Genomic DNA, 12166 nt, shown 5'->3' with positions numbered 1-12166 from the left:
CTGAAAGGCAGACCGCCGAGCCGTGTACTCGCTCCTCCTCGCGATCATCTACATCGCCTTCGTCAGCCTGGGACTCCCCGATTCGCTCATCGGTGCCGGCTGGCCCGTGATGCACCGGGATCTCGATGTTCCCGTGGCCTTCGCCGGCATCGTGACGATGATCATCGCCGGCGGCACGATCCTCTCCAGCCTCGCCTCCGAGCGGGTCACGCGCCGATTCGGGGCCGGGCTCGTCACGGCGGTCAGCGTCGGGCTGACCGCGGCGGCCCTTGTCGGATTCTCCGTCTCCGGCTCGTTCTGGATGCTGTGCCTGTGGGCGATCCCCTTCGGGCTCGGAGCCGGCGCCGTCGATGCTGCGCTGAACAACTACGTCGCCCTGCACTACGCCGCGCGGCATATGAATTGGCTGCACAGCTTCTGGGGCCTGGGCGCATCGATCAGCCCGTTCATCATGAGCTACGCGCTGACCGCCGAGCTGGGGTGGTCCAGCGCCTACCTCATCGTCGGTCTCATCCAGGCGGCCCTGACGTTCGTGCTGCTCATCAGCCTCCCGCTGTGGGGGAAGGTCAACCAGATCAGCCCCGACGACCACACGGTCGAGCCGTCGGGCAAGGGCAGTGCGCACGTGCCGCTGGCGCGGGCGCTCCGCATCCCCGGGGTCGTGTCGATCCTGGTCGCGTTCTTCGCCTACTGCGCGCTGGAGACGACCGTGATCCTGTGGGCGTCGACCTGGCTGGTCACCGACCGGGGAGTCGCCGCGGCGACGGCGGCCGCGTTCGCGTCGCTGTTCCTCCTGGGCATCACCGCGGGGCGGTTCCTGGCCGGTTTCTTCGCCGATCGGGTGGGTGATCGTCAGCTGATCCGCGGCGGCTTCGCGACGGTGGGGGTCGGTGTCGTGCTGCTGGCGCTCCCCGTGCAGACCGACGCCCTCGCCCTCACCGGCCTCGTGCTCGCGGGGCTCGGCTGCGCCCCGATCTACCCCGCGATCATCCACTCCACGCCGGTCAACTTCGGCCGCCGCAACTCGCAGGCGATCATCGGCATCCAGATGGCCGCGGCGTACACCGGCTCCACGTTCGCCCCGCCCCTGTTCGGCGCGCTCTCGGCGTGGACCGGCATGTGGGTCTTCCCGCTGTTCCTCGGCGCGCTCGTGGTGCTGGGGCTGCTCATGTCGGAGCGGCTCAACCGGCTCGTCGCCCGGCGCGGAAAGGTCGAACAGCCCGCCCCAACGCCCTGAGCGCGCCGTCTCAGCCGCCGGAGGTCCACCCCTGCGCGTGCAGCCGCTCGAAGCCGTCGAGCAGGATGTCCAGCGCGAAGGCGAACTCCGCGTCGTCGTCGCAGGCCTCCCCCGCATGGGGGGCGGTGGTCGCCATCCGCACGATGGCCGGGTAGGAGGCAGCGAACCCGGTCATCGCCCGCGCGCGCTCGGCAGGATCGTCCGGGACCGCGGGCGTGGGCAGCACGTCCCGCGTGATCCCCCACATCCGGGTGCTCAGCGCGTGCATCGCGTGGTGCACGAGGTCAGGCGACAGTCCCCCCTCGAACATGATCGCGATCAGGGAGTCCATGTAAGCCAGAACCGTGGGGCTCGCGTTCGTCCGCGTCTCGATGGCCGTCTGAGCCCACGGGTGGGCGGCCATCACGGCTCGGGCCGACCGGATGCGGGCGCGCAACGCGTCCTTCCACCCGAGCCCCGGCGCCGGAACCTCGATGCTCAGCACGAGGCGGTCGAGCATGCCGTCGATCAGCTGTTCCCGGTTCGCGACGTGCTTGTACAGCGCCATGGCGGTGACCCCGAGCGCGTCGGCCAGTTTCCGCATGCTGGTGGCCTCGAGGCCGGCCTCGTCGGCGAGCGCGATGGCGGCATCCAGAACGCGCTCGCGATCGAGAGCGTGGCGCGGCGCTGGAGTTGACACGTATACAGCGTATACCTAAGGTGATCTCACGCCGGTATACGGCGTATACCTTCCTAGATCGGCACATCATGACCAGAAGCCTTCGCACCTACTACGCCCGCACCGCCGGCATCCTCTACCTCGTCACCCATGTGACCTCGGTCACCGCGGTCGCCGCCTACGCGGCGGGCGGCATCGCACTGGGGGTGGCCCTCGAACTGGTGCTGGCCGCGGGATGCCTGGGCACCGGCATCCTGCTGTGGCTGCTGCTGCGCGACGTCGGCCAGGCTCGTGCTGCCGCCTTCGCCGGGCTGCGCGCACTGGAAGCCGCCGTCATCGCGGCCGGCACGCTGCCGATGCTCGTGCTGCTGTGGACGGCACCGAGCCCGCCGCTGGGCGAGACTCTGGTCGCACTGCACACCGCGGCATTCCTGGTCGGTCAGGGCCTCGTGATCAGCGTGAACACGATGATCCTGGGCTGGCTGCTCTTCGACGCGCGTGTCGTGCCGCGCAGCCTCGCCATGCTCGGCATGCTCGGCGGCGCGGTCGTGCTCGCCAGTAACACGGCGCAGCTGTTCGGGGTGATCCCGCAGGGCGGCATGGTCGCCGGATTGTGCGCCGTGCCGGTGTTCGCCTTCGAGGTCTGGCTCGCGATCCACCTCATCGTGGTGGGTCTGCGTGCCCGGGTCGCGTCTCCTCCTGCGTCCGCGCGGACGGCGTCGCCGGCGTGAGGACGAGGACCGCCCCACCGGCGTGAGGACCCTGGGTGCGCGGCCCCTCCGACCACGCGGCGTTCCTAGGCTGGTGAGGTGATCGATACGGCGCCCGACCCCCGGGCCTGCCCCACGTGCGGCGATCCGCTGCGTTTCGAGATCCTCGACGAGGAGCGCTTCCTCGTCGCGTGGTCGTGCCTGAACTGCGGTCTCGTGCGCGCGACCGAACCCTCGTGACGGTCGAGCGGATCCGTCCTGGTCTATCGCCTATCCCGCCGCAGGAGGGGCCGGCCCACCTCGCGCTGAGCATTGGCACCATTTCTTGTACGGGCGTTAAGGGAGGCTGGCCATGGCGATCACCGCGAGCGAGGCTCGACGGGATCTGCTCGGTCTGATCGAACGCGTCAGCCTCGATCACTCCGAGATCGAGATCACGTCCAAACGCTGGTCTGCCGTGCTCATGTCGTAGGACGAGTACGACTCCCTCGTCGAGACCAGCTATCTGCTCCGCTCCCCGAGAGCGCCCGCCGCCTGCTCAGCGCTCTGGACGGCGCACGGTCCGGCGACGTCGCATCGACGAAGCGAACCGCCTCGTGCACATCGCGAGCGAGACGCACGTCACCATTTTGCAGGCGCGCTACCACTACTGAACGGATGCGCTGAACGCGCTGGCTTCGGTTCGCCGCTGGGACCGCCGCGCGCAGGGCTCAGTCGGCCACGGATCGGATGATCTCCGCGACGCGCTTCTCCGTGACAGCGTCGACGGTCTCGAAGTACCACGCGGCCGGCATGAGGTTCCCGTCGACGCCACCCGCAGGCCGGAAGTCCGCCTTCTCGGTGATCGCGAGATTGAGCCGTTCGTCGTTACGCAGGGTCACGAGCGCGGGTGTGCTCGCCGACTTCGCGTAGGCGGGCATCCCGTACCAGATCCGCGGCTTCAGATCTGGGGCGGCAGCCATGACGATGTCGTGCACCTGCTGCATGACCGAACGTCTCGGCTCGTCCATGTGGGAGATCTTCTCGATCACCTGTGCGAGATTCTTCTCGTCCTTCGACGACATGCCATGTCCTTTCGCCAGCCGATGTCACGCATCGGCGAATGAAGTCGGCGCACTCATGCGCCGCAACCCCATCCGGACATGTCCTGAACCGCTCAGGCCTCTCCGCGATGATTCACGTGGTCGTCACGTGGAAGCGTGTCGGTGGCCGTGCCACCGCAGTCAGATTAGCGGATCATCCGCCGGCTCCGGGAGAGGCGATTTCCCCAGCGAGGAGCCGCACCGGAGGACGCGTCGTTCAGCCCACGACCGCGTCCCACAGGACGACGACGGTGATGGCGAGAGGGAGGAGGACCAGCGCCCACAGGGCGGGAACCGCGCCGCGCTCGGCGAGGCTGACCGATCCGGGATAGCGACGATGGGCTTGGAGCGGAGTGAGAGGAGTGGCGACGATCTCCGGCGAGAGCCCGCCGACCGCAAGCTGCCGGACGAGCTCGGCATCGCGCGGCGTGAACCCGGCGAGCGTGCGCCCCTGCGAGCGAAGCACTACCCGCTGCGGCGGCGTGGATGCGACGCGAGTCGGCAGGAGCAGGGAGCGCAGCACCACGACCTCATCGATATCCGTCATCGGCACCGTCCGGCTCCGGCCCACCGCGGGGCGGATCGAGAGCCCTTCGCTCGTGACGGCGGCGTCCGCGAATCGCGACGAGAGGGCCGAGCCCACTCCCAGCGCGAGGAGGGCAACGGCGCCGATCACTCCGGGCAGGAGGGTCTCGGGCGCCCACGGCCCCGAAACCTCCCACGCGACGAGCAGCCACACGACGCAGGTCGCGGCCGCACCCAGCGCGACGACGAGGACCACCCGTACGCCGGTCACGGCGCCAGGCCGTCCGAAGGTCATCACAGGAACATCGTGCCGCATCCCGCGGGTATCGCCCGTCGACCCGCGGCAGCTCGCCACCACTCGACCAGCGTCCGCGCGAACTCGACCTCAGCCGTCTCGTCGCTCACCGCGAGGCCAGAGTCGGCGCGGAGAAATCGAACGATCCGCGCGCTCACCTCGCTATTCGAGCGCCTCGATCGCGTCAGCCAGCTCTTCGACGCCGTGGCGCCCGTCGAGCTCGATGGTTGCGCCACGACGGAGCAATGGTTCGACCTCCGTCGCATATCGGCGGATCTCCGTCTGCTGCTCGGCCGTACGCCCATAGGGATTGTTCGTCCGCGTAGCCACGCGCTCGATCAGCACATTCACCGGCGCGCTCAGCAGCACCACGTGATCGAACCGGTCGTAGAACCGCCCCTGGTTCTCGACCGTCCCCGATACCACGACGTCGTCGCAACGCTCCAGGAGGTCGCTCATACGACGTTCGTCCCACAGTCCCCCCGGCAATTCCCATCCGTCGTCGTTGGTGTCCACCGTGAGGCGTCCTCGCCGCGCCAACTCGGCGAGCAACGTCGACTTCCCGGCGCCCGACATACCGGTGACGAGGATGCGTGTCATGCGCGCCAGCATAGGGATCGTTGCCGGAGGAACAAGGCCATTCAGTTGTTGAAGCGGAACTCCACGACGTCGCCGTCCTTCATGACGTAATCCTTGCCCTCCAGGCGCGCCTTGCCCTTCGCGCGCGCCTCGAGCACCGAGCCGGCCTCGATGAGGTCGTCGAAGGAGATGACCTCGGCCTTGATGAACCCCTTTTCGAAGTCGGTGTGGATGACACCGGCCGCCTGCGGAGCCTTCCAGCCCTTGCCGATCGTCCAGGCACGCGCTTCCTTGGGGCCGGCGGTGAGGTAGGTCTGGAGGCCGAGGGTGTCGAATCCGATCCGTGCGAGCTGGTCGAGACCCGACTCCTCCTGGCCGGTCGAGGCGAGCAGCTCCGCGGCATCCTCGGGGTCGAGGTCGATGAGCTCGGACTCGATCTTGGCGTCCAGGAACACCGCCTGCGCGGGGGCGACGAGGGCGGCGAGCTCGGCCTTGCGCGCCTCATCCGTCAGCACCGCCTCATCCACGTTGAAGACGAAGATGAACGGCTTGGCCGTCAGCAGCCCCAGTTCCTTGATCGGCGTGATGTCGATGCCCGACGCCGACAGGAGCTGTCCCTTCTGCAGGGCCTCCTCAGCGGCACGCGCGGTCTCCAGGACGGACGGGTCGAGCTTGCGGCCCTTCACTTCCTTCTCGTACCGGGTGATCGCCTTCTCCAGCGTCTGGAGGTCGGCCAACTGCAGCTCGGCGTTGATCGTCTCCATGTCGCTGGCGGGGTTCACGGCGCCCTCGACGTGGACGACGTCGTCGTCGGCGAATCCGCGCACGACCTGCGCAATGGCATCCGCCTCGCGGATGTTCGCGAGGAACTGGTTGCCCAGCCCCTCCCCCTCACTCGCACCGCGGACGATGCCGGCGATGTCGACGAACGACACCACGGCGGGCACGATCCGCTCCGACCCGAACACCTCGGCGAGCTTCTCGAGCCGCGGGTCGGGGAGATTCACCACACCGATGTTCGGCTCGATCGTCGCGAAGGGGTAGTTCGCCGCGAGCACCTGATTCTTGGTCAGGGCGTTGAACAGGGTCGACTTGCCGACATTCGGGAGACCGACGATTCCGATGGTGAGAGCCACGGGAGTCCAGTCTACGTGGGCGGATGCGGCGACCCCGCGTCCGGCTCCTTCCCCGCCCTCAGCGCCGAGACACCACGATTCGTCCGAGACACCCGGCGACGCATGGTGTTTCGGACGGGATGTGGCGTCTCGACGGCCGGCCGGGCGGTGGGGAGGCCGGAAGGGCGCGGGCGGGGCGGGGGCTCAGGGGCGGATGCTGCGGAAGGCACGGGTGACGTAGGGAAGGTCGACCACGGCGTCGCCGACGGCTCCGACCTCATCGCACACCGCCGCAAGCCCCTGCTCGATCCGGGCGCGCTCGGCCGGCTCGGCGGTGAGGACGTAGCTGCGGGAGCGGGCCATGGCGAACAGGTCGTCGCGGGTCATGGGGCGCGTCCACCGCCACGTGCGGTCTTCCAGCCCGTCGAACGGCGCCGCGACGGCGGGCCCCCCGCCCGCCATCATCTCCTCCGCGTGGCTGCCGTGCATCGCTTCGGTCATGCGCCGCACCCACGGGGTGCGTTCGTCGCGGACGTTCCACACGAGGCCCAGCACTCCCCCGGCCCGCAGCACGCGGGCCGCCTCCGCCGAGGCGGCGGGTACGTCAACCCAGTGCCACGCCTGACCCAGGAGCACCGCATCCACCGCCGCATCCGGCAGCGGCAGGGACTCGGCGCGTCCGACGAACGTGGGAACGCCGGCGACGTTGGCACGGAGATTCTCGAGCATGCCTGCGTCGGGATCTATCGCCACGACCTCCGCCCCGTGCTCGACGATGGCGCGGGTGAGTTTGCCGGTTCCCGCTCCCACGTCGGCCACGCGCAGGGAGCGCCCCGCGCCGCGGACGGGCTGCAGCATCCACGCCACCGCCTCCGCGGGATAGGACGGGCGCCCGGCCTCGTAGGTGTCGGCTGCGGCTCCGAACGACGTGGACATCTCTTCGCGGCTGGCCATTCCCCGACCCTACGCCGCGCAGAACTCAGGACGAACGGGTTGTGGAGGGGGCACCGGGACCCCTACGCCGCGAGCTCTCGACACGCCCGGCGATACCGTCGCCCCCGGCGCGCCTGACGGGCGCGGAGGACAGCGACGGAGAACCTGGGACCGTGGCACTGGATTTCACCGCGATCGACTTCGAGACGGCGAACTCCAGCAATGCCTCTGCGTGCGCGGTGGGAATGGCCCGCGTGCGCGACGGCCAGGTCGTGGCGACGGCGGGATGGCTCATCCGCCCGCCGGCCGGGCACGACGTGTTCTTCGACTTCAACATCGGCATCCACGGGATCCGCCCGGAAGACGTCGCGAACGCCCCGGGATGGAGCGCGCAGCTGGATCGCCTCACCGCGTTCGCCGGCTCGGACGTCCTGGTGGCGCACAACGCCGGCTTCGACATGGCGGTGCTGCGTCGCGCGTGCGAGGCCACCGGCGACGTGTGCCCGCCCTACCGCTACCTGTGCAGCCTTCAGGTCGCCCGGCGCACCTATGAACTGCCCTCCTACCGGCTGCCGCTGGTCGCCACCGCGGCCGGCTTCGCGGATTTCGCGCACCACGACGCCCTCGCGGATGCGCTGGCCTGTGCGCACATCGTCATCGACGCGGCACGCCGCGTCGCCGCCGATGACCTGACCGCTCTCGCGGAGACGACCGGCGTGCGCCTGTCCGCCATCCCCGCCGCGCCCGCCGTCCCCGTCCCCGCCCCCGCCGCCGCGGCCGCGCCCGCCATCCCCGCCCCCGCCGCGGAGGCGATGCTCGCCGTCGCGTGAGGCGATGTCGGCGGCTCCCCGCACAATGAGCGGTATGGACACACTCGCACTCCCCCTCGTCGCGATCGCCTGCGTGCTCGTGGGCGCCCTGGCGGGGTTCGCCGTCGGCACGGCGCGTGCCGCGGCGCGCGGGATCGGCGAGCGCGCAGAACTGACCGCCCGCCTGGCCGCGAGCGACGCGGCGCGCGCGGGCGTCCAGGCGCAGCTGGACCACCAGCAGCTGCTGTACCGCGAGCTGGCGGGGCAGACCCGGGCCGAGCAGGCCGCACGCGAGGAGCGCGAACGGCGGGAGCAGACGGTGCTGCGGGCCCTCGAGCCGGTGCGCGAGACCCTCGGCACGATGCAGCGCAAGGTGGAGGAGCTCGAGCGCGACCGCGGCAGTCAGTTCGCCACGCTCAGCGAGCAGCTGCGGCGCGCCCACGAGGCCGACGAGTCGCTGCGGGCCACGACCGAATCGCTCGCGTCGGCGCTGCGCTCGGGCAGCACGCGCGGTGTGTGGGGTGAGACCCAGCTGCGGCGCGTCGTGGAGGCGGCGGGGCTGCTCCGCTACGTCGACTTCGACACGCAGGCAACGATTACGACCGACTCCGGAGGCACGGCCCGGCCCGACCTCGTCGTGCGCCTCCCCGGAGGGAAGGCCCTCGCCGTCGACGCGAAGGTGCCCCTCGATGCCTTCCTCGAAGCCAGCGCGATCCCGCTGACCGCCGACGGCGCGGAGGGTGCGCGGCGGAAGGTCCTGCTCGACAAGCACGTGCGCGCCGTCCGCGCCCACGTGGAGGCCCTCGCGAAGAAGACGTACTGGGCCGGGTTGCCCTCGAGCCCCGAGTTCGTGGTGTGCTTCATCCCCAGCGAGTCGCTCCTGGCCGCCGCGCTCGAAGAAGATCCCGTACTGCTGGACTTCGCCTTCTCCAAGCGCGTGGCACTGGCCTCACCTGTGAACCTGTGGGCCGTGCTGAAGACCGTGGCCTACACATGGACGCAGCAGGACGTCACCGAGGAAGCCCGGGCGCTGTTCGCCCTGGGCAGTGAGCTGTATGAGCGCATCGGCACGCTCGCCGGGCACGCGGACGATCTGCGCCGTGCGATCGAGCGCACCGTCGACAGCTACAACCGCTTCGCCGGGTCGCTGGAGACGCGCGTGCTCGCCAGCGCACGGCGTTTCCCGGGCATCGACGACACGAAGCTGGATGCGGTGGCCCCCCGCCCGCCCGTCGAACGGGCCGTCCGGCGCTGGAGCGCACCAGAGCTCGTCAGCCCCGAACCCACCGACGCTGTTCTGGCCGCGGACCTGGGCGACGTGCGCGAGCGCATCGACCTGGAGCGCATCGAGCTCGATACAAAGGAGTGAGAGCCCCCTCGAGTCGACGCTCAGGCGCCGCCGGGGACGAAACTCAGCAGCGTGATGACGGCGCCGGAGACGAGCACAAAGGCTCCCACCATCCACCAGGCACTGATCTGCTGGCCCTCTTCGCGCCGGACACGAAAGAGCACGTCGGGGCGACGTGCGGGGTCGACGGCGTTGGCGATGACGGCCTGGGCGCCGGTCTTCGGCGCGGACGTGCTCGTCTGGGCGGACATCTGGCGTACCCCTCGATGATCGGTTCTGAGAACAGCATCCCCATCGACACCACTCACGATTTTGCCAGACGAACCTGGGAAGCGTTCGTCACGACTCGGTCACGGCGCCGATGTGCTTCGAGGCTCGCAGTCATCCTCCGGGCCCTCGACACCCTTGCGCCTCGAACACTCATGGCGTAGCGGTGGCGCGCTCGGCTCCCCGGGCGGCGCCCGTGGGGGACGGAGCGGTGCCAGGCGTCAGCACCGTCCCCGTCCGCCGCGTTCGGATCGCCACGACGATGACGGCGCCGATCACGAGCGGGATCGGCAAGAGCGCACTTGGATCCACCGCCGCGGCGGACCGGTCCGTCGCAGCGGCCGGGTCGACGTGGAGTGCCGCGTCGATGACGAACTGCGTGGCGTTGAACACCGCGTGGAGCACGACGGCGATCTCCAGCCCGCCGGTGCGCCACGTGATCCACGCGGTGCCGACCGCGAAGACCAGGTACCAGACGTTCAGCAGTCCGCTCGTGGAGAAGTGGACCAGGGCGAAGAGCACGCTCGAGACGATGATGGCGAGGATGAGTCCGGCGCGGGGGCTGCGCGTCCAGCCGCCCACGACGCGGAGGATCAGACCACGGAAGCCGTATTCCTCGCCCGCCGCCTGGAACGGCGTCAGGACGAGTGCCGTCGCGACGAGAAGAAGAGTGTCGTGATATCCCCAGCCGGTCTGCGGCAACGGCGTCCAGTAGTACACGATCTGGAACACGCCGACCACGGGCAGGAGGACGACGAGGGCGCGACCGAGGATGTCGAATCGGAAGCGGGACAGCACCGACGAGAGCGACCCGCCGCGCACCCCGTAGAGCCACCGCTGGATCAGCATGCTCCACGGGATGAGGAGGGCCACCGAGAACGCGCCGGCGGCGTGGACGAGCGGGGTGTACCCCGCCCTCGCGTCCGTGCCGATGCCGCTGTCGATGAGGGCGGCGACGATCACGAGCGCGAAGATGAAGAACTGCATGCCGCCGAGGAGGAGAGCGATCGCGAGGATCCCTCGCCCGATACGGCGTTTTCCGTTCGCGAGCCCGCGGTGGTAGTCGACAGCCGTCGTTTCCATGCTCATCGGAGCAACCTTTCTGCCAGCGTTGCGTCTCTCGCGCACCCGGGTGCCCACCCGTCCCGCCAGTGAAGACCGTGTCCTCGGCACAGGGTCAACCTCCGCGCGCACGGAGCTCGAAATCACGACGGGGTTCAGCAGCGGCACTCGTGCGTCCGGTCGCGATGTCGGAGGTATATGCGAGGCTCAATGCATGCCCAGCACAGCCATTCGCGAAAATAGAAACGATAGCGTGGAACTCGCACGCATCGTCGACGGGCTGTGCGCGAACCAGGAAGCGGTTGCCGCACTAGAAGCCGAGGCCGTCCTGCACTTCGCGGCGGGCATGCGCATCGCCCTCGACCGGATGGCCACCCGGCCGCGGCCGCAGCAGACGCGCGAGATGGAGCTGCGAGCCGTCGCCGCCGAGATCGGCCTGGCCCTGCGGTTGAACGATCGCACCGTGCAGCGACGCATGGGGGATGCGCTGGAGTTGACGGAGAAGTTCCCGGCCACCGTCGACGGCCTCTCGGCGGGGCGGATCACCCTGCGACACGCGACGGCCATCTGCGACGCGGGCGCCGTTCTCGACGATCCGAACGAGCGGGCAGCGTTCGAGACCGTCGTGCTCGACCGCGCGGAGCGGGAGACGGTCGCGCGTACGAAGGCGTTCGCCGTGGCGCTGGCCGAGCGGATGCGGCCGGAGTCCATCACGGTGCGCTTCCAGCGCGCGGTCCAGACGCGCAGCGTCACGGTCGCCGAGATCGACGACGGGATGGCCGAGGTCCGCGCCATCCTCCCGGCCGCGGAGGCGTTCGCGGTGCATGACCGCTTGACCCGGCAGGCCCGAGCCATCCGCGCCATCGCCACGGAGCCGGACGAGCACACCTCTTCATCGCCGTCCGAAGAGAGCGCGACGGTGCGCGACACCCGCACCCTCGACCAGATCCGCGCCGATCTGTTCTGCGACATGCTGCTGACGGGCCAGCCGGCCATCGATCCGGCGAAAGACACCCTCCCCGGTGGGCTGGGTGCCATCCGCGCGGAGATCCAGGTGACCGTCCCGGTTCTCACGGCCGCCGGCCAGGACGACCGGGGGGGCCAGCATCGAAGGCAAGGCGCCCATCGACGCCGACACGGCCCGGCGCCTGATGGCCGGATGCCCCGGGTGGGATCGGATCCTCACGCATCCGGTGACCGGCATGGTTCTCGCTGTCGATCGCTACCGCGCCGGGGCCACCATGGAACGCTTCCTCGCCGCCAGCGACGTGCACTGCCGCTTCCCGGGGTGTCGCCAGCCTGCGCGCTTGTGCGACCACGACCACAACCTCGACTGGGCTCTGGGCGGAACGACCGACGTCTGCAACATGGCGTGCCTGTGCCGACGGCATCACACCCTCAAGACCGAGACGGAGTGGACGGCCGAGCAGCTGCCCGACGGGTCGATCCGCTGGACCTCACCGCTTCAGCGCGACTATGTCGATGAGCCGACCCCGCGCGTGGTGTTCCGCAGCGACGGCGACCCGCCGCCCTTCTGAGATCTCAG

16 protein-coding genes are annotated in these 12166 nt (G+C 69.8%); 8 read left to right on the top strand and 8 right to left on the bottom strand.

The genetic code is table 11. From position 1 onward, the window contains the following. Positions 1 to 22: 22 nt before the first annotated feature. Positions 23 to 1237, top strand: coding sequence for an MFS transporter (locus tag E4V99_RS11590; protein ID WP_135117357.1), 1215 nt, complete (start codon positions 23 to 25; stop codon positions 1235 to 1237). 10 nt (positions 1238 to 1247) lie between these two features. Here E4V99_RS11590 and E4V99_RS11585 read toward each other — a convergent pair whose 3' ends face one another. Continuing rightward, positions 1248 to 1916, bottom strand: coding sequence for a TetR/AcrR family transcriptional regulator C-terminal domain-containing protein (locus E4V99_RS11585; protein ID WP_135117356.1), 669 nt, complete (start codon positions 1914 to 1916; stop codon positions 1248 to 1250). Between the two features lie 68 nt (positions 1917 to 1984). On the opposite strand from E4V99_RS11585, the gene E4V99_RS11580 reads away from it, so the two are divergent. From E4V99_RS11580 to E4V99_RS18750, 4 genes are all read left to right on the top strand, one after another. Continuing rightward, the gene (locus tag E4V99_RS11580) at positions 1985 to 2626 is read left to right on the top strand and encodes a DUF4386 domain-containing protein (RefSeq protein WP_135117355.1); all 642 of its coding nucleotides are present in this window, start codon (positions 1985 to 1987) and stop codon (positions 2624 to 2626) included. Positions 2627 to 2704: 78 nt separating this feature from the next. Continuing rightward, a complete protein-coding gene (locus E4V99_RS18470) occupies positions 2705 to 2845 on the top strand; it encodes a hypothetical protein (protein WP_167747673.1) in 141 nt (46 codons plus the stop codon). 112 nt (positions 2846 to 2957) lie between these two features. Further along, the gene (locus E4V99_RS18565; RefSeq protein WP_209305621.1) at positions 2958 to 3077 is read left to right on the top strand and encodes a type II toxin-antitoxin system prevent-host-death family antitoxin; all 120 of its coding nucleotides are present in this window, start codon (positions 2958 to 2960) and stop codon (positions 3075 to 3077) included. Between the two features lie 124 nt (positions 3078 to 3201). Then, a complete protein-coding gene (locus E4V99_RS18750; RefSeq protein ID WP_348630755.1) occupies positions 3202 to 3258 on the top strand; it encodes a hypothetical protein in 57 nt (18 codons plus the stop codon). Between the two features lie 57 nt (positions 3259 to 3315). On the opposite strand, the gene E4V99_RS11565 is transcribed toward E4V99_RS18750, so the two are convergent. The 5 genes from E4V99_RS11565 to E4V99_RS11545 all read right to left on the bottom strand — a co-directional run bounded on the left by E4V99_RS11565 (position 3316) and on the right by E4V99_RS11545 (position 7155). After that, the gene (locus E4V99_RS11565; RefSeq protein WP_135067689.1) at positions 3316 to 3669 is read right to left on the bottom strand and encodes a DUF1801 domain-containing protein; all 354 of its coding nucleotides are present in this window, start codon (positions 3667 to 3669) and stop codon (positions 3316 to 3318) included. 235 nt (positions 3670 to 3904) lie between these two features. After that, on the bottom strand, positions 3905 to 4507 hold the full coding sequence (locus E4V99_RS11560) for a hypothetical protein (protein ID WP_135117353.1): 603 nt from the start codon (positions 4505 to 4507) through the stop codon (positions 3905 to 3907). Positions 4508 to 4669: 162 nt separating this feature from the next. Next, positions 4670 to 5107, bottom strand: a complete 438-nt coding sequence (locus E4V99_RS11555) for an AAA family ATPase (protein ID WP_135071307.1) — start codon at positions 5105 to 5107, stop codon at positions 4670 to 4672. Positions 5108 to 5148: 41 nt separating this feature from the next. Then, positions 5149 to 6222, bottom strand: coding sequence for a redox-regulated ATPase YchF (gene ychF / locus E4V99_RS11550; protein WP_135067693.1), 1074 nt, complete (start codon positions 6220 to 6222; stop codon positions 5149 to 5151). Positions 6223 to 6405: 183 nt separating this feature from the next. Continuing rightward, positions 6406 to 7155, bottom strand: coding sequence for a class I SAM-dependent methyltransferase (locus E4V99_RS11545; protein WP_135117352.1), 750 nt, complete (start codon positions 7153 to 7155; stop codon positions 6406 to 6408). Between the two features lie 152 nt (positions 7156 to 7307). Between E4V99_RS11545 and E4V99_RS11540 the strand changes: the two genes are divergently transcribed. Further along, a complete protein-coding gene (locus tag E4V99_RS11540) occupies positions 7308 to 7964 on the top strand; it encodes an exonuclease domain-containing protein (RefSeq protein WP_135117351.1) in 657 nt (218 codons plus the stop codon). A gap of 34 nt (positions 7965 to 7998) precedes the next feature. After that, positions 7999 to 9312, top strand: coding sequence for a DNA recombination protein RmuC (locus E4V99_RS11535; RefSeq protein WP_209305620.1), 1314 nt, complete (start codon positions 7999 to 8001; stop codon positions 9310 to 9312). Between the two features lie 20 nt (positions 9313 to 9332). Here E4V99_RS11535 and E4V99_RS11530 read toward each other — a convergent pair whose 3' ends face one another. Both E4V99_RS11530 and E4V99_RS11525 read right to left on the bottom strand, forming a co-directional pair. Continuing rightward, on the bottom strand, positions 9333 to 9542 hold the full coding sequence (locus tag E4V99_RS11530) for a UDP-N-acetylmuramyl pentapeptide phosphotransferase (protein ID WP_135067702.1): 210 nt from the start codon (positions 9540 to 9542) through the stop codon (positions 9333 to 9335). Between the two features lie 169 nt (positions 9543 to 9711). Then, complete coding sequence (locus tag E4V99_RS11525) at positions 9712 to 10647, bottom strand: type II CAAX endopeptidase family protein (RefSeq protein ID WP_209305619.1); 936 nt, start codon at positions 10645 to 10647, stop codon at positions 9712 to 9714. Here E4V99_RS11525 and E4V99_RS11520 point away from each other — a divergent pair. Then, positions 10640 to 12106, top strand: coding sequence for a DUF222 domain-containing protein (locus tag E4V99_RS11520; protein WP_135117349.1), 1467 nt, complete (start codon positions 10640 to 10642; stop codon positions 12104 to 12106). The genes E4V99_RS11525 and E4V99_RS11520 overlap by 8 nt on opposite strands. Positions 12107 to 12166 lie beyond the last annotated feature (60 nt).

This window comes from Microbacterium sp. dk485 (assembly GCF_004570445.1).
GTDB lineage: Bacteria > Actinomycetota > Actinomycetes > Actinomycetales > Microbacteriaceae > Microbacterium > Microbacterium wangchenii.
This window is presented reverse-complemented; position numbering and strand designations above follow the sequence as displayed.